Below are 24,678 nucleotides of genomic sequence, written 5' to 3'. Positions count from 1 at the left end.
CGGGATGCTCCTTTCAAGGCATGGATCGCGGTGGTCGAGGCCGGCGCGAGGGCGCTGCGGCCATCGCGGGCAGAGTCCATGTTGGGGCGACGCGGGCGCGACCGTTTTGCGCTCGGTCAAGAAATCTAGGGTTGACCCCTAAGTGGTCCCGCGAGCCTGACCCGCGTGGCTTGGACGATGCGCCTTGGTGCATGTTTTCCGAGACTTGCACCACGGTCGCGCCCCACGTCGAGGTGTGCACCGCAACGGAGACAAACCATGTCGAATCTGCGCCGCCACCTTGCCTGGGCAGGTGTCGCGATCCTGGGTGCCGCATCCCTCGCCACCGTGGCCTTAAGCCGCGGCGAGACGATCAGCGCGCTGTGGGTCGTGGCCGCCGCCCTGTGCACCTACCTCATCGCCTACCGTTACTACAGCCTGTTCATCGCCGACAAGGTGCTGGGGCTGGACGCCAAGCGCCAGACGCCGGCCTGGAAGTACAACGACGGCCTGGACTACGTGCCCACCAACAAGCACGTGCTGTACGGCCACCACTTCGCGGCGATCGCCGGCGCCGGCCCGCTGGTGGGTCCCGTGCTCGCGGCCCAGATGGGCTATCTGCCCGGCCTGCTGTGGATCCTGGCCGGCGTCGTCTTCGCCGGTGCGGTGCAGGACTTCATCGTGCTGTTCATCTCCACGCGCCGCGACGGCCGGTCCCTCGGTGACCTCGTCAAGCAGGAGATGGGCACGGTGCCCGGCCTGATCGCGCTGTTCGGCGCCTTCATGATCATGATCATCATCCTGGCGGTGCTGGCGCTGATCGTCGTGAAGGCGCTGGCGGATTCGCCCTGGGGCCTGTTCACGGTGGCCGCCACCATCCCGGTCGCCCTCTTCATGGGCGTCTACCTGCGCTTCATCCGCCCGGGCCGCATCGGCGAGGTGTCGGTGATCGGCTTCGTGTTGCTGATGGCGGCCATCTTCGGCGGCCAGGCGGTCAGCGAGAGCCCGACGCTGGCGCCGCTGTTCACGCTGGCGCCGACGACGCTCGTCGGCCTGCTGATCGGCTACGGCTTCATCGCCGCCTGCATCCCGGTGTGGCTGCTGCTGGCGCCGCGCGACTACCTCAGCACCTTCCTGAAGATCGGCACCATCGTCGCGCTGGCCATCGGCATCGTCATCGTCGCGCCGCCGCTGAAGATGCCCGCGCTGACGCAGTTCGCCGCCGGTGGCGGCCCGGTCTGGGCCGGCAACCTCTTCCCCTTCCTCTTCATCACCATCGCCTGCGGCGCGGTGTCGGGCTTCCATGCACTGATCTCATCGGGCACGTCCCCGAAGCTGCTGGAGAACGAGACTCACGCCCGCTACATCGGCTACGGCGGCATGCTGGCCGAGAGCTTCGTCGCCGTGATGGCGCTGGTCGCGGCCTCGTGCATCGAGCCGGGCGTCTACTTTGCGATGAACAGCCCGGCCGCCGTCGTCGGCAAGGATGCCGCAACGGTCGCGCAGACGCTATCGACCTGGGGCTTTGTCGTCACGCCCGAGATGCTGACCCAGGCCGCGGCCGACGTCGGCGAGAAGACCATCCTGGCCCGTGCCGGCGGCGCGCCGACGCTGGCCGTGGGCATGGCCGAGATCCTGCACCAGGTGGTGGGCGGGAAGGCGCTGATGGCCTTTTGGTACCACTTCGCCATCCTGTTCGAGGCGCTCTTCATCCTGACCGCCGTGGACGCGGGCACCCGCGCCGGCCGCTTCATGCTGCAGGACCTGCTGGGCAGCTTCGTGCCATCGCTCAAGCGCACCGAGAGCTGGGTGGCCAACCTCGTTGCTACGGGTCTGTGCGTGGCGGCCTGGGGCTACTTCCTCTACCAAGGCGTCGTCGATCCGCTGGGCGGCATCAACACGCTGTGGCCGCTGTTCGGCATCGCCAACCAGATGCTGGCCGCCGTGGCGCTGCTGCTGGGCACCGTCGTCATCTTCAAGATGAAGAAGGACCGCTACGCCTGGGTCACGGCCCTGCCGGCCGGCTGGCTGCTGATCTGCACCATGTCAGCCGGCTGGCTGAAGATCTTCTCGGCCGACCCCAAGCTGGGCTTCCTGGCCCATGCCGACAAATACGCCGCGGCCATTGCCGAGGGCAAGGTGCTGGCGCCGGCCAAGACGCTGGCGGCGATGGAGCGGGTCGTCTTCAACGACCGGCTGGACGCCGCGCTGTGCGCTCTCTTCATGGGCGTCGTCATCAGCGTGCTGATCTACAGCGTCAAGGCCATCCTGGCCGCCCGTGGCACGGCCAGGGCGACGGTGCAGGAAACGGCGTTCGTGCCGCTGCCGGCCGGCCAGCATGCTTGAGCTGCGCCGCGACCTCGCCCAGGCCGGTCGCTACCTCACGCAGAGCCTGCGCCTGATGGTGGGCGTGCCGGACTACGGCAGCTACCTGGCCCACCACCAGGCCACGCACCCGGATCGCGAGCCGATGAGCTACGAGGAGTTCTTCAGGGAGAGGCAGGCGGCGCGCTACAGCGCGCGTGTCGGCAAGTGCTGCTGATCCGGCAGCACCCGGCCGGCCCTGCCTGCCTTGAACGGCGTGCCGGCGCCTACAGCGTCGTGCTGCGCTTCCTCGCCATCGGCGGGTTCTTCGCGAAATAGCGCGCGATGCCGGACGCCACGGCGTCCACCAGCTGGTCCTGGTAGTCTGGGTCGCGCAGCTTCTTCTCCTCTTCGGGATTGGAGATGAAGGCCGTCTCGACCAGGATGCTGGGGATGTCCGGCGCCTTCAGGACCGCGAAGCCCGCCTGCTCGACCCGCGGCTTGTGCAGCTTGCCGACCTTGCCGATTTGCCCGAGTACCTCGCCACCGAGCTTGAGGCTGTCCTTGATCTGCGCCGTCGTGCTCATGTCCAGCAGCGCGCGCAGCACGTTGGCGTCCTGGGTGGCCGCACCGACGTTGACGCCGCCCACCATGTCCGCCGCGTTCTCCTTGTTGGCCATCCAGCGCGCGGCGGCGCTGGTGGCGGCGCCATCGCTGAGCACGAACACCGAGGCGCCACGCGCCTGCGGCGTGACGAAGGCGTCGGCGTGGATGGAGACGAACAGGTCGGCCTGCACGCGCCGCGCCTTGCGCACGCGCTCGTGCAGCGGCACGAAGAAGTCGGCGTCGCGCGTCATCAGCACGCGGATGTTGGGATTGGCCGTCAGGCGCTCGCGCAGCTTGTGGGCCACGGCCAGCACGACGTCTTTTTCTCGCAGGCCTGAGGGGCCGACGGCACCGGGGTCCTCCCCCCCATGGCCGGGGTCCAGCGCAATGATGATGAGGCGATCGATCCTGGGCTCGGCCGCTTGGGCAGGTGCGGGCGCCTGGGGCGGCGTTGGCCTGGAGGCCGCCGCAACCGGCGGGACTGGAGCGGGTGCCGAGGCGGGCGGGGCGGGCGGTCGCTCGATCTTCTGGATCAGCTCCCCCAGTGCATCGTTGACCGCGCTGGCCGCGGCCTCGGCGCGCTGAGCTGGAGAGGGCGTCGGCGTGGGCTGCGGCTTCCTGCCGGCTTCCTGCGCGAGCGCCACCAGCGGGTCGGCCTCCACCCGTGGGTGCAGGTCAAAGACAAGGCGGTGTCTGTAGGCCGCGACCGGGGCCAGCGTGAAGATCTGCGGCGCGACGGGCTGGCGCAGGTCCAGCACGATGCGCACGACGGTCGGCGTGTTCTGGCCGACGCGCACGCCGCTGATGTATGGGTCGTCGGCCTTGACCTTGCCGATGAGTTCCCGCAGTCCGGGGCTCAGCTCCAGCCCGTCGATGTCGATGACGAGGCGGTGGGGGGAGTCGACGAGGAAATGCCTGACCGCCAGCGGCTTGTCGGACTCGATGGTGACGCGGGTGTATTCCTGCGCCGGCCAGACGCGCACGGCGACGATGCTGGCCTGGCCGGGCGAGGTGGGGGCGGCCAACGAGTCGGGTGCCTTCAGCAGCAGGGCCAGCAGCCCCAGGGACACCCGGCGCTTCATGCCAGGGCCTCGACGAGCTTGGGCGTACCGACGGCTCGCACGCGGCGGCTGTCGTCCGGCATCAGTTCGATGAAGAGCTGCAGGTCCGGCGGCGGCAACTGGCCGGCGGCCTTTTCGGGCCATTCGCAGAGCTTCAGCCCCGGGGCGGCGAAGACGTCGCGAAAGCCGGCGTCCTCCCACTCGCGCGGGTCGCCGAAGCGGTAGAAGTCGAAGTGGCTGGCCGTGCCGGCCCCGGGCAGCTCATAGCTCTCCATCACGGCATAGCTGGGGCTCTTGATGCGGCCTTCGACGCCCAGCGCTCGCAGCAGCAGGCGCACGAAAGTCGTCTTGCCGGCGCCGAGCGGGCCGTGCAGTTCGATGAGGGCGTCGGGAGAGGGGAGCAGTGCCGCCGCGAGACGTTCGGCGGTGGCTTGGGCCGCAGCCTCGTCGGGCCACAGCGCTTCAGTTTCTAAAATCGCAGCCAAATGCAAGAGGTCCCGTCCACTGTCGATGCCGCCGCGCTGTTGAACCGTTTGCGCGGCTGGGCGCATGGGCTGGGATTCTCACAGATCGCGGTGGCCGATGTGGACCTCGGCAGCGCGGAGCCGGGCCTGCAGGCCTGGCTGGACGCCGGCCACCACGGCCGCATGCACTACATGGCCGCTCACGGCCTGAAGCGGGCCCGCCCGGCGGAGCTGGTGCCGGGCACGCTGCGCGTCGTCACGGCGCGCATGAACTATCTGCCCCAGGGCACCGAGGCGGGCTGGCAGGCCGTCGAGTGGGCCGGGCTGGCTCGGCCCGAGCAGGCGCAGATCTCCATCTACGCGCGCGGCCGGGACTATCACAAGGTGCTGCGCCAGCGCCTGCAGAAGCTGGCCGAGATGCTGGAGGCCGAGGTCGGCCCGCTGGGCTATCGCGTGTTCACGGACTCGGCGCCGGTGCTGGAGGTGGAACTGGCCGCGCGCTCGGGCCTGGGCTGGCGCGGCAAGCACACCTTGACGCTGCACCGCGACGCCGGCTCGATGTTCTTCCTCGGCGAGATCTTCATCGACCTGGCCCTGCCGCTGACCGACCCGGTCACGGCGCATTGCGGCGAGTGCCGGGCCTGCATCGACGTCTGCCCGACGGCGGCCATCACGGCGCCCTACCGCATCGACGCGCGGCGTTGCATCTCCTACCTGACCATCGAGCACGACGGCGCCATCCCCGAAGAGCTGCGCCCGCTGCTGGGCAACCGCGTCTACGGCTGCGACGACTGCCAGCTGGCCTGCCCGTGGAACAAGTTCGCCCAGCCGGCCATGCTGGCCGATTTCGACGTGCGGCCGGGCATGGCGGCAACGCCGATCGCCGCCCTGCTGGCCTGGGACGAGGCGGAGTTCCTGCGCCGCACCGAGGGCTCGGCCATCCGGCGCATCGGCTTTGTGCGCTGGCAGCGCAATCTGGCGGTGGCCGCCGGCAATGCGCTGCGCCAGCGCGACGACCCCGGACTGCGCGCGGCGCTGGAGCGGGCGGAGCAGGGCGCCGAGGCCATGGTGGCCGAGCACATCGCCTGGGCCTTGTCCGCGCCGCGGCCTGCCGGCGCGTTATCGTCCGGCCCGCCCGCCGCTGGAGCCTTCTGAATGATGCCGTCCCTTCGCCGCCGTACCGCCGTCCTCGCACTCGCAGCGGCCGCCTCCCTGCCTGCGCACGCCATGCGCTACGAGGGGCAGGACTTTCCCGACACCCTGCAGCTCGGCGGCGCCGCGCTGCAGCTCAACGGCGTCGGCGCCAAGGTGTTCGTCATGCGCTATTCGGCCTACCTGGCCGCGCTCTACCTGCCGCACAAGGCCGGCACGCCGGAGGCAATTTATGCGCAAGCCGGCCCCAAACGCATCGAGCTGCGCATCACCATCCCGCTCGTGAAGGATGTCTCGACGCAGGAGTTCGTCAAGGCCATCAACAAGGGTGTGAGCCGCAATTCCACCGAGGCCGAGAAGGCTGCCGTGGCCGAGCGAGTGAAGCAGTTCAACACGGCCATCGGCGAGGTCGGGCGCGTGAAGAAGGGCGACCTGCTGCGCATCGATTACCTGCCCGACCAGGGCGGCACCATCCTTTCGGTCAACGGCAAGGTCTGGGGCCAGCCCATCGAGGGGCAGGACTTCTACACGGCCTTCCTGAAGGTTTTCATCGGCGACCACAACAGCGACAACCGCCTGCGTGCAGGCCTGCTCGGCCAGCCGGGCTAGCATCGCCCCACCAACCAAGGAGACCGACCTCATGCAACGCCGTTCCGTCCTCCAAGCCGCCGCGCTCGCCGGCCTCAGCCCTCTCGGCCAACTGGCCTGGGCCGACACCTATCCCAGCAAGCCGGTGCGCCTCATCGTGCCGTTTGCGCCGGGCGGCACGACGGACATCATTGCCCGCATCGTCTCCGAGCGCATGAATGCCATCCTGGGCCAGACCATGGTGGTGGACAACAAGGCCGGTGGCGGCGGCACGGTGGGCGCCACCGAGATCTCGCGTCAGGCGCCGGACGGCTACAACCTGGGCGTGGCGACCGTCTCGACGACGGCGGCCAACCCGGCCATCAACCCCAAGATCGCCTACAACCCGCTGACGGACTTCACGCCCATCATCAACATGGCCGCGACGCCCAACGTCATCGCCGTGCACCCCAGCTTCCCGGCGCGCGACTACAAGAGCTTCGTGGCCGAGCTCAAGAAGAATCCCGCCAAGCACAGCTATGCCACCTCGGGCACGGGCGGCATCGGCCATCTGCAGATGGAGCTCTACAAGACCCTGGCGGGCGTCTTCGTGCTGCACATCCCCTACCGCGGCGCCGGCCCGGCGCTGAACGACACGGTGGCCGGCCAGGTGCCCATGATCTTCGACAACCTGCCCTCGGCATTGCCCTTCATCAGGGACGGCCGCCTGATCCCCATCGTCGTCGCGGCACCGCAGCGCGTGGCGGCCCTGCCGAACGTGCCGACCTTCAAGGAGATCGGCCTGGAGCCGGTCAACCGCATGGCCTACTACGGCATCCACGGCCCCAAGGGCCTGCCGCGCGACATCGTCGACAAGGTCAACGCGGCCGTACGCAAGGCGCTGGAGATCCCCGAGGTGAAGAAGCGCATCGAGGACACCGGCTCGCTGATCGTGGCCAACACGCCCGAGCAGTTCGCGGCCCAGATCGCGGCCGAGTTCGAGGTCTACAAGAAGGTCGTCGCCCAGCAGAAGCTGAAACTTGATTGATCCGGGCATCGAGTCCTTCATCGAGGCGCTCTGGCTGGAAGACGGCCTGAGCGCCAACACGCAGGCGGCCTATCGGCGTGACCTGGCCGCGCTGGCGGCCTGGCTGGCGCCCGCGGCGCTGGATGCCTGCAGCGAGCTCCAGCTGTTCGAGTACGCCGCCGCCAGGCCGGCCGGCAAGGCGACCAGCGCCAACCGGCGGCTGTCGGTCTTCAAGCGCTATTTCCGCTGGGCGCTGCGCGAGGGCCGCATCCAGGCCGACCCGACGCTGAAGCTGACGGCCGCCAGGCAGCCATTGCGAGTGCCCAAGCTGCTCAGCGAGGCCCAGGTATCGGCTTTGCTGGCGGCGCCCGACGTGAACACGCCGCTGGGTCTGCGCGACCGCGCCATGCTGGAGCTGATGTATGCCAGCGGCCTGCGGGTCAGCGAGCTGGTCACGCTGAAGAGCGCCCATGTCGCCTTCAAGGACGCGGTGCTGCACGTCACCGGCAAAGGGGCAAAGGCCCGTCTCGTGCCCTTCGGCGAGCATGCGCGCGACTGGATGGCGCGCTATCTGCGCGAAGCCCGCGCCGAGATCCTCGCCGGCCAGAGCAGCGACGACCTCTTCGTCACTGCCCGTGGCGCCGGCATGACGCGGCAGATGTTCTGGACCTTGATCAAGCGACACGCGCTGGTGGCCGGCATCACGGCGCCGCTGTCGCCGCACACGCTGCGCCATGCCTTCGCGACGCATCTGCTCAATCATGGTGCAGACCTGCGCGCTGTGCAGCTGCTTCTGGGGCATGCCGACCTGTCGACGACGCAGATCTACACCCATGTGGCGCGTGAACGCCTCAAGGCGTTGCACGCTCAGCACCATCCGCGCGGCTAGCGTTTTCCCGAGCTGGGGGTTGCAGCAGGGCTTCGTTCGTTTCGTTGGTTTCAAACCTGTCGGCAGGCCACAACACCGGCCCTCGCGAGGGCTGCGGCCAGGGGCAAACTCCGCCGCCATCACATATCCCACCCGGAGTCATCCATGCACGCCACCCGCCTGCTGCCGACCGCGCTCGCCGCGATCAGCCTCTTCTCCACCGCCGCGGCGCTCGCCCAGGAGGCCAGCAGCCTCGAACGCGTCACCGTCGTCGGCTCGCGCAAGAGCCTGCCCGCCGCGTCCAGCACCGACACGCTGGTGCCCGTGGACATCTACTCGATGAGCAAGGTGACCGAGGGTGGCGGCCAGTTCGATCTGGCCCAGTCGCTGCAATACCTGTCGCCGTCGTTCAACTCGACGCGCCAGACCGGCGCCGACGGCGCCGACCTGATCGATTCCGCCGCACTGCGCGGCCTGGGCTCCGACCAGACCCTGGTGCTGGTCAACGGCAAGCGCCGCCACACGGTGGCCCTGGTCAACCTGTTCGGCGCCCGCAACCGCGGCACGACGGGCACGGACATGAACTCCCTGCCGCTGCTGGCCATCGACAACGTGCAGGTGCTGCGCGATGGCGCCGCGGCGCAGTACGGCTCCGACGCCATCGCCGGCGTCATCAACGTGCAGCTGAAGAAGAAGGCCGGCTGCGAGGCAGTGGCCGGCTACGGCCAGTACTCGGCCGGCGACGGCAAGAACTACCTGGCCTCGGCCTACTGCGGCGTCAAGCTTGCCGGCGGCACGCTGGGCGTCACCGGCGAATGGCAGGACCGCGGCCGCTCCAACCGCGCCGACCCGGGCAACCCCCGCACCATCGGCGACACCAAGGTCGAGAACAAGACCGTCTACCTGAACGGCGAGTTTCCCGCCGGCGGCGACAACAAGCTCTACGTGACGGCCGGTGCGCAGAACCGCGACGCCTCCTCGGCGGCCTGGGCGCGCAATGGCGACGACGACATTCCCAGCCGCAACTCGGCCGCGATGTACCCCAACGGCTTCGTGCCCTACATCAACGGCAAGATCGAGGACCGCTACCTCATCGTCGGCTGGAAGTCGGCCTTCGCCGGCTGGGACACCGACCTGTCCCAGACCTACGGCAGCAACAAGCTGCGCTACAACATCAGCAACACGCTGAACGCTTCCATCGCCAACAAGGACCTGCTGGCGGGCGGCAAGGGCGTCAGCGCCAGCAGCTTCGACGCCGGCGGCTTCAGCTTCAGCCAGGCGACGACCAACTTCGACGTCAGCCGCTTCTTCCCCGATCTGCTGGGTGGCAGCAACATCGCTTTCGGTGCCGAGTACCGCAAGGAGAAGTACGACATCGTGGCTGGCGAGCCCGGCTCCTACATCGATGCCGACGGCGTGGGCTTCGGCGGCAATGCCGGCAGCCAGGGCTTCCCGGGCTTCCAGCCTTCGGACGCCACCAACAAGAGCCGCAACAGCCAGGCGCTCTACCTCGACTGGGAAGCCAGCCTGACGCCGTCGCTGACCCTGGACGCCGCCGTGCGTGCCGAGCACTACAGCGACTTCGGCTCGACGACGACGGCCAAGCTGTCCGGCAGCTACAAGCTCAGCAAGGATTTCCTGCTGCGCGGCGCGGCCAGCACGGGCTTCCGGGCACCCAGCCTGCAACAGCTCTACTTCTCGTCCACTTTCACCGACTTCATCAGCGGCAAGCCGCTGGACGTGGTGCTGGCCCCCAACGGCAGCAAGATCACCAACGCGGCCGGCGTGCCGGCGCTGAAGCAGGAAAAGTCCAAGAACTTCACCCTCGGCTTCACCGTCAAGCCCAGCACCGACACGGCTCTCACCGTCGACTTCTATCAGATCAACATCCGGGACCGCATCGTGCTGTCGGGGCGCTTCGACGAGGACAACTATCCGGCCCTGGGTGCCATCCTGCAGGGCTTGGGTGTCGGCCAGGCGCAGTTCTTCGTCAACTCGATCAACACGCGCACGCGCGGCCTGGACCTGACGGCGTCCAACCGCATGAAGCTCGGCGCCGGCCAGCTCAACACCTTCCTGGCGTTGAACGTCAGCAGCACGACGGTGACGGCCATCAACGCGCCAGCCGCGTTGAAGGGCTTCGAGGACGTGCTGCTGTCCGAGCGCGAACGCCTCTTCATCGAGCAGGGCGGACCGCGCTCAAAGGCGACGCTGGGCTTCGAGTACAGCCAGGGCGCCTGGACCAGCGAGGCCAAGCTCATCCACTTCGGCAGCCAGACGCAAGGCACCTTCTCCGGCCCGCCGGTGCCCAACCTTCACTATGCGCCCAAGACCTCGATGGACCTGGGCTTCAGCTGGCAGGCCACGCCGGCGCTGAAGCTCAGCGTGGGTGGCAACAACGTCTTCAACGTGAAGCCCTCTCGCCAGAACCCGGACGAAACCGACAACGGCTTCTACTACGACAGCGTGCAGTTCGGCCTGAACGGCGCGTCCTACTTCGCGCGCCTGCACTACAAGTTCTGATGAGCGTGCATGGTGCCCGCCGCGTCGCGCGCGGGCACGTCTGACGATCAGGGGGGCAGGACGGGGACAATGGCCCGATGGACCACAGCTTCCTCTCCGCCCTGATCCTGCTGCTGCTGGTGCTAGACCCGCTCGGCAGCCTGCCCATCTTCATTCCCATCATGCGTGCGGTGCCCAAGGAGCGCCGCACGCGCGTGGCCATGCGCGAGGTGGGCATCGCCTTCTGCGTGCTGTTCGCCTTCATGTTCCTGGGCGAAGGTTTTCTGCGGGTGATGCACCTGTCGGAGCGCTCGCTGGAGGTGGCCGGCGGCGTCATCCTGGTGATCATCGCCATCCGCATGATCTTCGGCAGCTCGGGCGAGTCGGCCTACGGGCTGGAGCCGGGCAAGGAGCCGCTGATCTTCCCGCTGGCCGTGCCGCTGCTGGCCGGGCCGTCGGCCATGGCGACGGTGCTGCTGCTGGCCTCGCGCCAGCCGGACCGCATCTACGAGTGGATCGGCGCGCTGAGCGCCGCGATGCTGGTGTCGGGCCTCGTGCTCGTGCTGGCCGACCGCATCCGCAAGCTGCTGGGCGATTCGGTCGTCTCGGCGATCGAGAAGCTGATGGGTCTGGTGCTGACGGCGATCGCCGTCGAGATGGTGCTGGCCGGCCTGAAGCGCTACTTCGTCGGCGGTTTGTGACCCGCCGGCCGGCCAGCGAAGGGCTTACTTGCCCTTCAGCTTGGCTTCCTTGCCCTTGGGCATGACGGCCGTCATCGGCGCCACCGGGCGATCCGAGCCCGCCGCCTTGCCGGGGCCGGCGTCCTTCTTCGGTTTCTTCGTCATCTTGTTGCCGCGTTGTTCGGTGTTGGCCATAGGTCCTCCGTGCAGAGTGATTGCGAGAAACCGAACTATGCCTCAGCGTCGTACTTCGCTTTTGCAGGGCTTTCGAGCCATTGCGCGGCCGTGACGTCGTAGCGCTTGCAATCCATGTCATACCAGCGGCCGGTGCCGGTGAACGTCATGCCCAGGCGCTCCATGACCGTGGAGGAGGGCGTGTTCTCCGGCCGGCAGACGGCGCAGATCAATTCGGGCTTGATCGTCCGGAAGGCCCAGCCCACCATATGTCGGGCCGCCTCGCTGGCATAGCCCTGGCCCCAGGCGTCCTGGCGTAGCCGCCAGCCGGTCTCCAGCGGCCCGGCCGGGTCGCGATTCAGGTGCTGGATGCAGCCGCTGCCGATCAGCAGGCCGTCCTCCTGGCGGATGAAGCCCCACCAGGAGTAGCCGAACTCGGCCCAGCGCGCCTTCACGCGGTCGATCATGGATTGGGTGTCGGCCGGCGTGTCCGGACGGCCGGTGATGTAGCGCATGACGACCGGGTCGCTGTTGAGCCGGTGCAGGCCGTCGAAATGGTGGTCGGCAAGGGGTTCGAGACGCAGTCGGGGTGTGATCAGCACGGTCATGGCTGGGGTGCGGGCAGGTAATGCAGCGATTCTGGCGGGGGCATTCTCACGATTCGAAAGTCACTTTTCAGATCGTGAAATGTCTTCATGTTGCACTGCCACATGATTTCTCATTATGAAGAATGTGGTTTTGTGATTTGAAATGAACTTTATAAGCTATTGATTTGTAATGACAAAGTTTTTTGTCTTGTATAAGACTTTTGCTTGCGTCGCCATTCAAGAGGCCCTAGTCTTGAGCCATCGGTTTTCGATGTTCAGCAAGGAGTTTTCACATGACCCGCCTCACCCGTGACCAGCAGATCGCCGCCCTCGAAAAAGACTGGGCCGAGAACCCCCGTTGGAAGGGCATCACCCGCGGCTACACCGCCGCCGACGTCGTGCGCCTGCGCGGCAGCATCGCCATCGAGCACACGCTGGCCAAGCGCGGCGCCGAGAAGCTCTGGGGCCTGGTGAACACCGAGCCCTTCGTCAACGCGCTGGGCGCGCTGACGGGCAACCAGGCCATGCAGCAGGTCAAGGCCGGCCTGAAGGCCATCTACCTGTCGGGATGGCAAGTGGCGGGTGACGCCAACAGCAACGGCGAGATGTATCCCGACCAGTCGCTGTACTCGGTGGACTCGGTGCCCAAGGTCGTCAAGAAGATCAACGCCACCTTCGCCCGCGCCGACCAGATCCAGTGGAGCGAAGGCAAGGACGACATCGACTTCTTCGCCCCCATCGTGGCCGACGCCGAAGCCGGCTTCGGCGGCGTGCTGAACGCCTTCGAGCTGATGAAGGCCATGATCGAAGCGGGCGCCGCCGGCGTGCACTTCGAAGATCAGCTGGCCAGCGCCAAGAAGTGCGGCCACATGGGCGGCAAGGTGCTGGTGCCCACCCGTGAAGCCGTCGCCAAGCTCGTCGCCGCCCGCCTGGCCGCCGACGTGATGGGCACGCCCACGCTGCTGGTCGCCCGCACCGACGCCGAAGCCGGCGACCTCGTCACCAGCGACATCGACGACAACGACAAGCCCTTCTGCACCGGCGAGCGCACCGTCGAGGGCTTCTACCGCACGAAGAACGGCCTCGACCAGGCCATCAGCCGCGGCCTGGCCTACGCGCCCTACGCTGACCTGATCTGGTGCGAGACCGGCAAGCCCGACCTGGCCTTCGCCAAGGCCTTCGCCGACGCCATCCACGCCAAGTTCCCGGGCAAGCTGCTGGCCTACAACTGCTCGCCGTCCTTCAACTGGAAGAAGAACCTGGACGACGCCACCATCGCCAAGTTCCAGCGCGAGCTGGGCGCCATGGGCTACAAGTTCCAGTTCATCACGCTGGCCGGCTTCCACAGCCTGAACTACTCGATGTTCAACCTGGCCTACGGCTATGCCCGCAACCAGATGAGCGCCTTTGTCGAGCTGCAGGAAGCCGAATTCGCCGCCGCCGAGAAGGGCTTCACCGCCGTCAAGCACCAGCGCGAGGTGGGCACCGGCTACTTCGACGCCGTCACGACGACCATCGAGGCTAATGCCTCCACGGCCGCGCTGAAGGGCTCGACGGAAGACGAGCAGTTCTTCGACGCCAAGCACGGCTGATCGCTGCTCGCACGGTTAATCACAGTCAGCGTCAACTCCTGACTTTCATGGCCCGCTTCGGCGGGCCTTTTTTCGTCATGCGCGCGCCATACTGGGGTCACAGACTGGCGCCATGAACAACACAACAACAACAAAGTTCAGCCTGGCCTGCCGGTTCGGTGCCTGGTGGGCCCGGCAGCGAGAGATCAACCAACGTGTCTCGCTGCGCAGGCGCTGCCCGCCAGCCACAGTGGCGGCCGAGCAGATTCCGGCCGCCGTGCGAGCCGCGTGGGCGCACCATGCTCCCGAGGAATTCCCCGGCCTGGCCGTCGACGACGGCGCCTGGCTGCGTTGTTCGCTCGGTCTCGCACAGTTCTTCGAGGCCTGCCGGTTGCAGCGCGAGCAAGGGCCTTGCGCGCTGCCGAGCAGGGCGGCGGATTCGGTCTGGCATGCCTGGCTCAAGCTCGACCCGGTCGGCCTCTCCAGCTGGCAGCAGCGCTATTTCGGCCGCGAGGTCGAGCACCGCGAGGCCGCGGCCCTCGGAGCACCGTTGGACGTGTGCCTGGCCCGCACCTGGACAAATGCCTGCCGCAGCGAGGGCCTGAGCCCGCTCGGGCCGCGGCTGCCGCTGTTGTTCGCGCTGGATGGCCTGCTGCGCTTGCCCACGGGTTGGGCCTACCGCCACCAGCGAGGCACGTTGGTGCACCGTCAGATCGACGGCTTTGGCAAGCCGAGCGGGGAGGTCGTCGCGCACGCCGCCATCGGTGGCGCCGGTCTGGTGGCCCTCGGCCTTGTCGGCGAGGCGGAGCTGACGGCGATGCGCCGGCGCCAGAGCACTGACGGCGGCGGCAGCTGCGGCGGCGACTGGAGTTCGGACGCAGGCAGTTGCGACGGCGGCTCGGATGGCGGCGGCAGCAGCTGTGGGTCCGGCTGCGGCGGGGGCGGGGGCGGCGACTAGCGGCGCGCGACCTGGAACGTGCCGACCGCGCCGTTCAGCGTCGTCGCCTGCTCGCGCAGGCTCTCGGCGGCTGCGGTCGACTCTTCCACCAGCGCGGCATTCTGCTGCGTGACCTGGTCGAGCTGGGCAATGGCGATGTTGACCTGGGCAATGCCGTCGGACTGCTCGGCCGTCGCCGTCGTGATCTCGCTCATGATGTCTTTGACGCGCTGCACGGCGCCGACAAGCTCTTCCATCGTCTTGCCTGCCTCGGCGACAAGCCGCGACCCGACTTCCACGCGCTCGACGCTGCTGCCGATCAGGCTCTTGATCTCCTTGGCCGCGTCCGCCGAGCGGCCGGCCAGCGAGCGCACCTCGCCCGCCACGACCGCGAAGCCGCGGCCCTGCTCGCCGGCGCGAGCAGCTTCCACGGCTGCGTTCAGCGCCAGGATGTTGGTCTGGAAGGCAATGCCGTCGATGACACCGATGATGTCGGCGATCTTGCGCGAGCTGATGTTGATCTCGTCCATGGTGTGCACGACCTGGGCGACCACCTCGCCGCCGCGCTGAGCCACGCTGGCGGCCGACACGGCGAGTGAATTCGCCTGGCCGGCCGATGCCGCCGAGTGCTGCACGGTGCCCGTCAGCTGCTCCATCGCGCTGGCCGTCTGCTCCAGGCTGGAGGCCGCCTTCTCGGTGCGGGCGCTCAGGTCCTGGTTGCCGCTGGCGATCTCGTTCGAGGCCGTGGCGATGGACTCGGCCGAGTCGCGGATGCCGCCGATCGTCTGGGCCAGCGTCTCGCGCATGCGGCGCAGTGTCGTCTGCAGCTGGCCGATCTCGTCGGCGCGCGCGGCCAGCCCTGAGCCGGAGCGCATGAGGTTGCCGTCGGCCACGCGCTCGGCCAGCTCGTTGGCTGCGGCCAGCGGCACGGTGATGCTGCGCGTGATCTGCCACGCCGCGGCCACGCCCAGGGCCAGCATGGCCACGCCGAAGCCCAGCAGCAGCAGTCGGCCGCTGCCGTTGGCTGCGTCGATGGCGGCGGCGGTCTGGTCCATCTCCGTGCGCTGGTGGTCCAGGAACTCCTGCATCCGCGCGAGATAGACCTTGGAACCCGGCACGAAGACCTCGGTCAGCAGCTTGTCGGCGGCCTCGGCCTGCCCCTCCTTCTTCAGCTTGACGATTTCGTCGCGGGAGGCGATGTAGACCTGCCTGGCCTTGCCCACCGCGTCGAACAGCGCCTGTTCCTCGGGCGAGCGGACCAGGCCTTTGAGCTTCTCCTGCATTTCGCCGGAGGACTTGGTGGACTGAGCCTGATCTTCGGCAAACAGCGCCACCAGCGAGGTGTCCGAGCTCTTGGCGATGGCGATCGTGCGTCGCACGCCGGCGTTGATGTTGCGGCTCCAGTCGGAGATCAGCCTTTCCTTGGCCAGGGGTTCGGCCATCATCTGCCGCGTGGCTGCGGCCGTGGCCGCCAGCCGCCACGAGGCCAGCGCGATCACGCAGCCTGCCAGCGCCAGTACCAACGCAAAGCCTGCTGCCAGTCGTTTGCCGATGGATAGCTTGATCATGATGTCTCCGGTCTACGCGTCAGTGCGCGGCGCAGGCGCGCCGGGCAACCGACGATGCTAGTGCCGTGCCAGCCCGCCTGTCGCGGGCAAACTGGGACTTCGATCACGCTGTCCGCGATGCAAACGATGGGCAGCCCTGGTGTTTCAACGCGACGCCGCCAGCAGCGCGCGGTACTCGTCCGGCGTGGCGATGCGCGGGTTGGTCTTGTGGCAATGATCCACCAGCGCGCGCTCGATGATGCGCTCATCCAGCTCCGGCCCCACCCCCATCGCCGCGAGGCCTGGCGGCAGGCCCAGCTGCGCGTTCATGGCGGTGATCGCGTCCGCCACCGCGTCGGCGTCGCTGCCGGCCAGATTCATGGCCTGCGCCAGTCGCTCGATGCGATGGTCGCGTCTCACGCTGTCGGCCTCGGCGTTGAAGCGGATGACGGCCGGAAGAAAGACCGCGTTCAGCGTGCCGTGGTGCAGGCGCGGGTTCAGCCCGCCCAGCGCGTGGCTGAGCGAGTGGACAGCGCCCAGGCCTTTCTGGAAGGCCATGGCCCCATGCACGCTGGCGCACATCATGTCCATCCGCGCGTCGCGGTCCTGGCCGTCGCGGGTGGCGCGCTCGATGCTCTGCCAGCCGCGGCGCAGTCCCTCCAGCGCGATGCCGTCGGCCGGCGGGTTGAAGGCCGGAGCGAGGAAGGTCTCGATGCAGTGGGCGATGGCGTCCATGCCGGTGGCGGCCGTCAGCGCCGGCGGCAGCTTCAGCGTCAGCGCCGGGTCGCAGATGGCGGCCTTGGGCAGCAGCTCCCAGTTGTGGAAGCCCAGCTTGCGACCGTCGTCCACGATGATGATGGCGCCGCGGGCGACCTCACTGCCGGTGCCCGCCGTCGTCGGCACGGCGATCAGCGGCAGCACGCGCGAGCTGATGTTGACGGCGCCGCCCTCGATGGTGGCCCAGCGCTTCAGAGGCCCTTCGTGCGTGGCGGCAATGGCAACGCCCTTGGCCAGGTCCATGCTGGAGCCGCCGCCGATGGCGATCAACCCGTCGCAGCCCTCGGCCTGGCACATCGCCACGGCCAGGCGCACGGCGGCCTCGGTGGGGTTGGCGGGCGTCTGATCGAAGACGGGCGGCTTGCGCGTGAAGGCGGCCAGCGCCTCGTTCAGCACGCCGGCTGCGCGCACGCCGGCATCGGTCACGACGAGCGGGCGGCGGATGCCGATGCGCTCGCACTCGGCCGGCAGCAGGCGGCTGGCGCCGAACTCGAGTTCGATCCGGGTCAGGTAGAGGATCTGGGCCATGGGCAAAGTCTCCGCGATGTCTTTGGGCATGGTAGTGCCGGGTGTCTAGACTCACCGTCATGCGTGCGACTCGCCCGGCCCTGCTGCTCAGCTTCGTGCTCGCTGCCTGTGGTGGCGGGGGAGGGGGCTCGTCGCCTGCCCCAACTGCGCCCGCCGACAGCCAGCCTGGGCTCACCGACACCACCGTCTACTCCTCGGCCGCCGACGCTGCGCTGCCCGGCGCCGTCGAGGCGGCCGCCGTCAGCACCCAGACGCTGACGGTCAACGGCCAGACGCTGGGCTACACCGCCACCGCCGGCCACCTGATCGCCCGCGATGCCACCGGCGCGGCCGAGGCCTCGGTCTTCTACGTCGCCTACACCCTGCCCGGCGCCGACGTGGCGACGCGGCCGGTCACCTTCTTCTACAACGGCGGCCCGGGCTCGGCCTCGGTCTGGCTGCAGCTGGGCAGCTTCGGGCCGAAACGCCTGGTGACCAACGCGCCCGATACGACGGCCGCGCGCCCCTTCCCCATGATCGACAACGCCGAGCATCTGCTGGGCCAGACCGACCTCGTCTTCATCAACGCCGTCGGCAGCGGCTACTCCCAGGCCATCGCCCCCTTCACCAACCGCAGCTTCTGGGGCGTGGACGTCGATGCGTCCCTGTTCCGGGACTTCATCCAGCGCTGGCTCGCCGTCAACAACCGCGGCGCCTCGCCCAAATACCTCTATGGCGAAAGCTATGGCGGCCCGCGCTCGGCGGTGCTCGCGCGCCGGCTGCAGGAGGCCGGCGTCATGCTCGACGGCCTGGTGCTGCAGTCCCCGGCCATGGACTACAACAGCAACTGCGGCATCACCTCGGCGCAAGGCTGCGGCGGCTACCTGCCCAGCTTCGCCACGGTCGGCGCATTCCACCGGCTGACCCAGCCCGTGCCCACCGACCTCGCCGCCTGGGCCACCCAGGCGCGCAACTATGCCGACCAGGTCTACGCGCCCGCCCTGCAGGCCTGGCTCGCCAGCCGCCAGCCCGCGCCGGCCATCTGGCAGCCGCTGGCCGACCTGACCGGTCTGTCGGCGGCGCAGTGGCAGGCCAGCCTCAACGTGCCGGCCGACAGCTTCCGCATCGGCCTGGTCCCGGGTCAGCAGCTGGGGCGCTACGACGGCCGCATGAAGGCCCCCGTCGGCAGCCCGCTCGCGGCCGAGGGCGACGTTTCCAGCACCTGGATCAGCGACAGCTTCGCCACCGGCATCGCCAGCCATCTGCGCGACCAGCTCGGCTACCGCAACAACTCCACCTACGTCGTGCTCAGCAACGCCGTCAACTTCTGGGACTTCCGCCACGACGGCCGTGCGCTGCCCGATACGCTGCCGGACCTGTCTGCCGCGCTTGCTCAGAACGCCCGCCTGCGGGTGCTGGCGGTCAGCGGCTACCACGACCTCGCCACACCCTTCCATCTGACAGAGGCCGACCTGGCCCGCGTCGATGTCAGCCGCGTGAAGATCCGCAACTACGCCGGTGGCCATATGAGCTATCTGGACGACGCGACGCGATCGGCCCAGCTGGCCGACCTCAAGGCCTTCTACGCCAGCACGCTCGCGCTGCGCGCCGCGGCCGACCTCGGGCCGGAGCGCCGCGCCCTGCAGGCCGGGCCCGTCATCGCCGTCGACCGTGCCGGCACGCCTCAGGCGCCAGGCAGCGTCCCACAAACGCAGGAACTCGCCCTGCAGGCGCCGCTGCGCGATCCGTGGGTGCCCCCGCCGTCCCAGAAAATGCGCGCCCCATGACCCCGCCCACCCGACTCCTGACCCCGCGCATGGCGGGCGTGCTGGAACGCATCCACCGCGCCAACCGCCCGCCCTTCCACAGCCTCACACCGCGGGAGGCCCGCATCGCCTACCGCATGGGCGCCGAGATCCTCGACCTGCCGCGCGCCCCGCTGCCGCGTGTTGAAGACCTCGAAGCCGCCGGCCGCCCGGCCCGCCTCTACGCCTCCAGCGACGGCCGCCTGCCCGTGCTGCTCTATCTGCACGGCGGCGGCTTCACCATCGGCGACCTCGAAACCCACGACAGCCTGTGCCGCCAGCTCAGCGCTCGCAGCGGCGCGGCCGTGCTGGCGTTGGACTACCGCCTCGCGCCCGAGCACCGCTTCCCCGCGGCCGTGGACGACGCCTGGGCCGGCCTCGAATGGCTGCACCGGCAGGCCGACAGCCTCGGCCTGGACGGCAGCCGCCTGGCCGTGGGCGGCGACAGTGCCGGCGGCACGCTGGCCGCCACCACCGCGTTCTTCGCCCGCGACCGCGGCCTGCCGCTGGCGCTGCAACTGCTCATCACGCCGGGCACCGCCAGCCAGCCCCACAGCGCCTCGCACCGCTTCTTCGCCAACGGCTTCCTGCTCGACGCGGCCAGCATCGCCTGGTTCTTCGATCACTACCTCGATGTCGGCCAGCGCCATGACTGGCGCTTCGCGCCGCTGGAAGCGGACGACCATGCCGGCCTTGCGCCCGCGTGCGTCGTGCTGGCCGAGTGCGACCCGCTGGTGGATGAGGGAATCGCCTACGCCGACACGCTGCGCGCCGCGGGCGTCAATGTGCAGCTGGAGCTCTACCGTGGCGTAACGCACGACTTCATCAAGATGGGCCGTCAGATTCCCGAGGCGTTGACGGCGCTCAACGCCTGCGCCGAGGCCCTCAGGGAGCATCTCAAACCATGAAACGCACCGACTTCCGCCACCTCGAACCCCTGCGCGTGCGCTGGGCTGAAATTGACGCCCAGGGCATCGTCTTCAACGGACATTACCTGACCTACCTGGACACCGCCATCAGCGGCTACTGGCGGGCGCTGGCCATTCCGTATGCTGACACCATGAAGAGCCTGGGCGGCGATCTCTTCGTGCGCCGCGCGACGCTGGACTACCGCGCCTCGGCCCGCTACGACGATCGCCTGGACATCGGCATCCGCTGCCGCGAGTTCGGCAACAGCTCGATGATGGTGGACGGCGCCATCTTCCACGGCGAGCAGATGCTGGTGCAGGCCGAGATGATCTACGTCTTCGCCGACCCCGGCACGCAGACGCCGGCACGCCTGCCCGACGCGCTGCGCCGCGTCATCCTCGACTTCGAGGCCGGCCAGCCCGTCGTCGACGTGGCGTTGGGCAAATGGCGCGAACTCGGCGAGGCGGCCACGGCCATCCGCCGCCAGGTCTTCATCGAGGAACAGCACATCCCGGCCGACATGGAATGGGACAGCGCCGACAGCAGCTGCCTGCACGCGCTGGCGCGCAACCGCTTCGGCGTGCCGCTGGCCACGGGCCGATTGCTGGAGCATGTGCCCGGCGTGGCCAAGATCGGCCGCATGGCCGTGCTGCGCCCGATGCGCGGCACGCAGATCGGCCGCCAGGTGCTGGACGCGCTGATGGGTGAAGCCAGGCAGCAGGGCTACCGCGAGGTGCTGCTGCATGCCCAGCTGTCGGCGGAGAACTTCTACCTGCGCGCCGGGTTCCAGCGGCGTGGCCAGCCTTTCGAGGAGGCCGGCATCGGGCATGTGGAGATGGTGCGGGGCCTCTAGCCGAGCATCTCGAAGCGCTCGACCTTGCGCTCGCTGGCCAGCCATTGCGCCATGGCCAGCGCCACCTGCGGCTCGCGGTGGGTCCAGCCTTCAGGGTAGATCTCCATCCACGTCCAGCGCCCGTCGGCATCCGGCTCGGGGCGCTGCAGCAGTTCGATGGGGGCTTCGACGCGGGCCTTGCGAAAGGCGATGAGCGCCGTCTCGACGTGTTCGTCGGCGACGCGGTAATAGACGTAGAGCTGCATCAGTCTTGAGGCGGGATCTCGTAGGGCAGGGGGCGCGCCAGCAGCGTCGCGCCGCCGGCGCTGCCCAGATGCAGGCTGCCGCCTTCCAATGCCGCGAGCTTGACCTCCGCAGCGATGGCCGTGCTGCCGTCCTTGGAGCCGCAGCCGGCGACGACGCCGGCCGGCTGATCAGGGTCCGCGCTGTGGAAGATCTCCTGGCCGACGGTGGCCGACGCGTCGGTCTCGAAGACCTGCAGCCGGCGCTTCAGCGTGCCGCGGTACTGGCTGCGGGCGACGATCTCCTGGCCGGGGTAGCAGCCCTTCTTGAAGCTCACGCCGCCCAGCACCTCGAAGTTGATCATCTGCGGCACGAAGGCCTCGACGGTGGCTCCGCGCACCCAGGCCATGCCGGCCTCGGCTTCGGCCCATGCCCAGTCGCCTGCGGACATCGTGGCACCCGCAGGCGTGGCCGCATCGGCAGGCTGGATGCGCAGCGCGCGGCCCGCGCCGGGCAGGGCAATCCGCACCGCGTCGCCATCGCGCTCCAGCGTCCAGGCCTCGCCGGCCGGTGCGCCCAGCAGCCCGTAGACCGCGAACTCGCTGCTGGCATCGGTGAGCTTGCACTTGGCACGCAGCACGAACATCGACAGGCGCTTCAGCGTGGCGGCCAGGGTCTCGGCCGGCAGGGCCAGCAGGATCTCCTCGTCGCCGGCGCGCCAGCCGACCATCGTGGCCAGCAGCCGGCCCTTGGCCGTGCAGAAGCCGGCCAGACGTGCGTGGTCGCGGTCGAGCAGGGCGAAGTCCTGGGTCAGCTGGCCGTGCAGGAAGCTGGCGGCTTCGGCGCCCTGGGCGCGGATGACGCCCCAGTCATTGAGGCGGAGTTGGGAGGTTGGAGACATGGGCGGAATTATCATCGGCGCCCTTTTGACCGGGCCATTCACAGGACATCACGGGGCATGAAGTGGTTGTTGCGAGCGTTGCTCGCGTTGTTGTTGATCGCCGGCCTGGCCGCGGGCGCCGTCTGGCATTGGTTGCGCAGCCCGCTGGCCCTCGCCGCGCCGTCGGTGGAGCTGTCCATCGAGCCCGGCACCAACCCTGCCGAGGTTGCCCGTGCCTGGGCGGCGGCGGGGGTGCAAACCGATGCCCGCTTCCTCTACCAATGGTTCAAGTGGTCGGGCCAGGCCAAGCAGATCCGCGCCGGCAGCTACGAGGTGCATGCCGGCATCACGCCGCGCGAACTGCTGGACAAGATGGTGCGCGGTGACCAGGTCATGGAGCAGCTGCGCCTCATCGAGGGTTGGAACTGGCGCCAGGTGAGGGCGGCCCTGGCCGCCGCGCCGGCGCTCAAGCCGAGGACGGCGCTAATGAGCGACGCCGACATCATGGCCGCGCTGGGCCAGCCTGGCGTCGCGCCCGAGGGCCGCTTCTTTCCCGACACCTACGCCTACAGCCGTGGCGTCAGTGACCTGACCGTGCTCAAGCGCGCCCACGCGGCGATGCAGGGGCGGCTCGCGGCGGCGTGGAGCAAGCGGGCGTCCAACCTGCCGCTGAAGTCGGCCGATGAGGCGCTGATCCTGGCCTCCATCGTGGAGAAGGAGACCGGTGCGGCCGCCGACCGCAGCAAGGTCGCCGCCGTGTTCGTGAACCGCCTGCGCGTGGGCATGCCGCTGCAGACCGACCCGACCGTCATCTACGGCCTGGGCGAAGCCTTCGACGGCAACCTGCGCAAACGCGACCTGCTGGCCGACACGCCGTTCAACACCTACACCCGCGGCGGCCTGCCGCCCACGCCCATCGCCATGCCGGGCGCGGCCTCGCTGCAGGCGGCGCTGAACCCGGCGTCCATCAAGGCGGTGTACTTTGTTGCGCGGGGTGACGGCAGCAGCGAATTCAGCGACGACCTCGCCGCGCACAATCGCGCGGTCAACAAATACCAGCGCGGCGGCAAGTGACCGGCAGATTCATCTCTTTCGAAGGCATCGACGGTGCCGGCAAGTCCACTCACATCCAGGCCGTGGCCGACTGGTTCCGCGCGCGCGGCGCTGATGTGCAGCTCAGCCGCGAGCCCGGCGGCACGCCGCTGGCCGAAACGCTGCGCGACATCGTGCTGAAGGAGCCCATGGGCTCGCTCACCGAGGTGCTGCTGATGTTCGCGGGCCGCCGCGACCATGTCGAGGCCGTCATCAAGCCCGCGCTCGCCGCCGGCAAGACCTTGCTCTGCGACCGCTTCACCGACGCCAGCTTCGCCTACCAGGGTGGCGGCCGTGGCCTGCCGTTATCCGTGCTGGAGCCGCTGGCCGACTGGGTGCAGGAAGGCACCGAGCCCGAGCTGACGCTGTGGTTCGACCTGCCCTCGGCACAGGCCGCGGCCCGCCGCGCCGGTGCCCGCGAGGCCGACCGCATCGAACAGCAGGACCTGGACTTCTTCGAGCGCGTGCGTGGCGGCTATGCGGATCGGGCTGCCGAGGCGCCGCAACGCATCGTGCGCATCGACGCCAGCGGCACGGTGGAGCAGGTCGGCGCGCAGGTGCTGGCCGTCCTCGCCGAACGGTACCCGGCATGAACGCCGATCTTCCCTGGCTGCAGGCACCGCTGTCAGACGCGCTGGCGCGGGCGCGCTCGCATGCGCTGCTGGTGCAGGGGCCGGCCGGTGTCGGTCAGCTGGAGCTGGCCGTCAAGCTCGCCCAGAGCTGGCTCTGCGAGGCGCGCACCGAAGGCCAGCCCGCCTGCGGCCAATGCGCCAGCTGCAAGCTCTTCGCCAGTGGCACGCACCCCGATTTCCAGCTGCTGCTTCCCGAGGCGCTGGACGCCGCGGCGCGCGAATCCCTGGGCCTGCCCTTCGAGGAGCCGGATACCCCCAAGGCCGGCAAGGCCAAGCCCAGCAAGGAGATCAAGGTCGAGGCGGTGCGCAGCCTGCTGGCCTTCGCTCAGGCGACGTCGGCACGCGGCCGGGCCAAGGTGGCAGTCATCTTCCCTGCGGAGGCGCTGAACGGCGTGGCGGCCAATGCGCTGCTGAAGACGCTGGAGGAGCCGGCCGGCCTGCTGCGCTTCGTGCTGGCCAGCCACGACAGCGCGGGCCTGCTGCCCACCATCCGCAGCCGCTGCCAGCCGCTGCCCCTGGCGCTGCCCGAGCGGGACGCGGCGCTGGCGTGGCTGTCGAGCAAGGGCGTGGCCGATGCCGCCGGGCTGCTGGATGCCACTGGCGGCCGGCCCCAGCAGGCGCTGGAATGGTTCAACGCCGGACTGACGGATGCAGCCTGGCAGGCCATGCCGAAACGCGTCGCGCGCGGCGAGGTTGCGGCGCTCTCCGACTGGCCGCCGGCTCGGGTCATCGATGCGCTGCAGCGCCTGTGCCACGACCTCGTGCGCCGCGCCCACGGCCAGCCCGGCAAGTTCTTCGCCGCTGCTTCCCTGCCTGCGCCCCGGCGTGCCGGCCCCCTGCTGAGCTGGGATGCCGAATTGCGCCGCGCCGCCCGCCATGCCGAGCATCCGCTGAATGCGGGACTGTGGATCGAGGCGCTGGTGGCGCAGGCCCGGACTGCCATGGCAGCGGCCGCCCGCTGAATACACTCCGGCC

24 protein-coding genes are annotated in these 24,678 nt (G+C 69.1%); 16 read left to right on the top strand and 8 right to left on the bottom strand.

All coding sequences use genetic code 11. The annotated features are described in order from the left end of the window. The first annotated feature begins 258 nt into the window (after positions 1–258). Both AC07VX_RS09630 and AC07VX_RS09625 read left to right on the top strand, forming a co-directional pair. Positions 259–2,325 carry a carbon starvation CstA family protein gene (locus tag AC07VX_RS09630; protein ID WP_493164479.1) on the top strand — a complete coding sequence of 689 codons (2,067 nt, stop codon included), beginning with the start codon at positions 259–261 and terminating at the stop codon, positions 2,323–2,325. Continuing rightward, the gene (locus tag AC07VX_RS09625; protein WP_493164478.1) at positions 2,318–2,521 is read left to right on the top strand and encodes a YbdD/YjiX family protein; all 204 of its coding nucleotides are present in this window, start codon (positions 2,318–2,320) and stop codon (positions 2,519–2,521) included. The genes AC07VX_RS09630 and AC07VX_RS09625 overlap by 8 nt, the downstream gene beginning before the upstream one ends. A gap of 49 nt (positions 2,522–2,570) precedes the next feature. On the opposite strand, the gene AC07VX_RS09620 is transcribed toward AC07VX_RS09625, so the two are convergent. After that, complete coding sequence (locus AC07VX_RS09620) at positions 2,571–3,971, bottom strand: N-acetylmuramoyl-L-alanine amidase (RefSeq protein WP_493164477.1); 1,401 nt, start codon at positions 3,969–3,971, stop codon at positions 2,571–2,573. Further along, complete coding sequence (gene tsaE / locus AC07VX_RS09615) at positions 3,968–4,441, bottom strand: tRNA (adenosine(37)-N6)-threonylcarbamoyltransferase complex ATPase subunit type 1 TsaE (RefSeq protein WP_495119438.1); 474 nt, start codon at positions 4,439–4,441, stop codon at positions 3,968–3,970. Before tsaE ends, AC07VX_RS09620 begins: the two co-directional genes overlap by 4 nt. Here tsaE and queG point away from each other — a divergent pair. From queG to AC07VX_RS09585, 6 genes are all read left to right on the top strand, one after another. After that, positions 4,436–5,569: a tRNA epoxyqueuosine(34) reductase QueG gene (gene queG, locus AC07VX_RS09610; RefSeq protein WP_493164475.1), complete on the top strand. Its 1,134-nt coding sequence runs from the start codon at positions 4,436–4,438 to the stop codon at positions 5,567–5,569. The two genes, tsaE and queG, sit on opposite strands and share 6 nt — an antisense overlap. Beyond that, on the top strand, positions 5,570–6,175 hold the full coding sequence (locus AC07VX_RS09605) for a chalcone isomerase family protein (RefSeq protein WP_493164474.1): 606 nt from the start codon (positions 5,570–5,572) through the stop codon (positions 6,173–6,175). Between the two features lie 31 nt (positions 6,176–6,206). Continuing rightward, positions 6,207–7,181, top strand: coding sequence for a tripartite tricarboxylate transporter substrate binding protein BugE (locus AC07VX_RS09600; RefSeq protein WP_493164473.1), 975 nt, complete (start codon positions 6,207–6,209; stop codon positions 7,179–7,181). Then, positions 7,174–8,049, top strand: coding sequence for a site-specific tyrosine recombinase XerD (gene xerD, locus AC07VX_RS09595; RefSeq protein WP_493164472.1), 876 nt, complete (start codon positions 7,174–7,176; stop codon positions 8,047–8,049). The genes AC07VX_RS09600 and xerD overlap by 8 nt, the downstream gene beginning before the upstream one ends. Before the next feature lie 144 nt (positions 8,050–8,193). Then, the gene (locus AC07VX_RS09590) at positions 8,194–10,551 is read left to right on the top strand and encodes a TonB-dependent receptor plug domain-containing protein (protein WP_493164471.1); all 2,358 of its coding nucleotides are present in this window, start codon (positions 8,194–8,196) and stop codon (positions 10,549–10,551) included. A 77-nt stretch (positions 10,552–10,628) separates the two neighbouring features. After that, a complete protein-coding gene (locus tag AC07VX_RS09585) occupies positions 10,629–11,231 on the top strand; it encodes a MarC family protein (RefSeq protein ID WP_493164470.1) in 603 nt (200 codons plus the stop codon). Between the two features lie 24 nt (positions 11,232–11,255). Here AC07VX_RS09585 and AC07VX_RS09580 read toward each other — a convergent pair whose 3' ends face one another. Together AC07VX_RS09580 and AC07VX_RS09575 are read right to left on the bottom strand one after the other, a co-directional pair. Further along, positions 11,256–11,405, bottom strand: a complete 150-nt coding sequence (locus AC07VX_RS09580; protein WP_492695190.1) for a hypothetical protein — start codon at positions 11,403–11,405, stop codon at positions 11,256–11,258. 35 nt (positions 11,406–11,440) lie between these two features. After that, on the bottom strand, positions 11,441–11,992 hold the full coding sequence (locus tag AC07VX_RS09575) for a GNAT family N-acetyltransferase (RefSeq protein WP_493164469.1): 552 nt from the start codon (positions 11,990–11,992) through the stop codon (positions 11,441–11,443). Between the two features lie 272 nt (positions 11,993–12,264). On the opposite strand from AC07VX_RS09575, the gene aceA reads away from it, so the two are divergent. Together aceA and AC07VX_RS09565 are read left to right on the top strand one after the other, a co-directional pair. Next, positions 12,265–13,563 carry an isocitrate lyase gene (aceA, locus tag AC07VX_RS09570; protein ID WP_493164468.1) on the top strand — a complete coding sequence of 433 codons (1,299 nt, stop codon included), beginning with the start codon at positions 12,265–12,267 and terminating at the stop codon, positions 13,561–13,563. A gap of 112 nt (positions 13,564–13,675) precedes the next feature. Then, entirely contained in the window at positions 13,676–14,500 is an 825-nt protein-coding gene (locus tag AC07VX_RS09565) for a UCP032817 domain-containing protein (protein ID WP_493164467.1), read from the top strand. Here AC07VX_RS09565 and AC07VX_RS09560 read toward each other — a convergent pair. Next, positions 14,497–16,047 carry a methyl-accepting chemotaxis protein gene (locus AC07VX_RS09560; RefSeq protein ID WP_493164466.1) on the bottom strand — a complete coding sequence of 517 codons (1,551 nt, stop codon included), beginning with the start codon at positions 16,045–16,047 and terminating at the stop codon, positions 14,497–14,499. The two genes, AC07VX_RS09565 and AC07VX_RS09560, sit on opposite strands and share 4 nt — an antisense overlap. 144 nt (positions 16,048–16,191) lie before the next feature. Next, a complete protein-coding gene (gbd, locus tag AC07VX_RS09555; protein WP_493164465.1) occupies positions 16,192–17,331 on the bottom strand; it encodes a 4-hydroxybutyrate dehydrogenase in 1,140 nt (379 codons plus the stop codon). Between the two features lie 59 nt (positions 17,332–17,390). Between gbd and AC07VX_RS09550 the strand changes: the two genes are divergently transcribed. From AC07VX_RS09550 to AC07VX_RS09540, 3 genes are read left to right on the top strand one after another with little or no spacing between them, the layout of a single operon-like run. Beyond that, the gene (locus tag AC07VX_RS09550) at positions 17,391–19,097 is read left to right on the top strand and encodes a S10 family peptidase (RefSeq protein ID WP_493164464.1); all 1,707 of its coding nucleotides are present in this window, start codon (positions 17,391–17,393) and stop codon (positions 19,095–19,097) included. Positions 19,098–19,126: 29 nt separating this feature from the next. Beyond that, positions 19,127–20,023: an alpha/beta hydrolase gene (locus tag AC07VX_RS09545; protein WP_493164514.1), complete on the top strand. Its 897-nt coding sequence runs from the start codon at positions 19,127–19,129 to the stop codon at positions 20,021–20,023. After that, positions 20,020–20,877: a YbgC/FadM family acyl-CoA thioesterase gene (locus tag AC07VX_RS09540; RefSeq protein WP_493164463.1), complete on the top strand. Its 858-nt coding sequence runs from the start codon at positions 20,020–20,022 to the stop codon at positions 20,875–20,877. Before AC07VX_RS09545 ends, AC07VX_RS09540 begins: the two co-directional genes overlap by 4 nt. On the opposite strand, the gene AC07VX_RS09535 is transcribed toward AC07VX_RS09540, so the two are convergent. Next, positions 20,874–21,122 (bottom strand): DUF4936 family protein, encoded by a 249-nt coding sequence (locus AC07VX_RS09535; RefSeq protein WP_493164462.1) that lies wholly within the window; start codon positions 21,120–21,122, stop codon positions 20,874–20,876. The genes AC07VX_RS09540 and AC07VX_RS09535 overlap by 4 nt on opposite strands. Further along, complete coding sequence (gene ygfZ / locus AC07VX_RS09530; protein WP_493164461.1) at positions 21,122–22,000, bottom strand: CAF17-like 4Fe-4S cluster assembly/insertion protein YgfZ; 879 nt, start codon at positions 21,998–22,000, stop codon at positions 21,122–21,124. The genes AC07VX_RS09535 and ygfZ overlap by 1 nt, the downstream gene beginning before the upstream one ends. Positions 22,001–22,057: 57 nt before the next feature. On the opposite strand from ygfZ, the gene mltG reads away from it, so the two are divergent. Genes mltG through AC07VX_RS09515 form a run of 3 tightly spaced genes read left to right on the top strand, consistent with a single transcriptional unit; the run spans position 22,058 to position 24,665 of the window. Then, positions 22,058–23,053 carry an endolytic transglycosylase MltG gene (gene mltG / locus AC07VX_RS09525; protein WP_493164460.1) on the top strand — a complete coding sequence of 332 codons (996 nt, stop codon included), beginning with the start codon at positions 22,058–22,060 and terminating at the stop codon, positions 23,051–23,053. Beyond that, on the top strand, positions 23,050–23,664 hold the full coding sequence (tmk, locus tag AC07VX_RS09520; protein ID WP_493164459.1) for a dTMP kinase: 615 nt from the start codon (positions 23,050–23,052) through the stop codon (positions 23,662–23,664). The genes mltG and tmk overlap by 4 nt, the downstream gene beginning before the upstream one ends. Then, positions 23,661–24,665: a DNA polymerase III delta subunit-related protein gene (locus AC07VX_RS09515; protein ID WP_493164458.1), complete on the top strand. Its 1,005-nt coding sequence runs from the start codon at positions 23,661–23,663 to the stop codon at positions 24,663–24,665. Before tmk ends, AC07VX_RS09515 begins: the two co-directional genes overlap by 4 nt. Positions 24,666–24,678 lie beyond the last annotated feature (13 nt).

The sequence above is a fragment of the Roseateles sp. GW821-FHT03B02 genome, from assembly GCF_059421025.1.
This window is presented reverse-complemented; position numbering and strand designations above follow the sequence as displayed.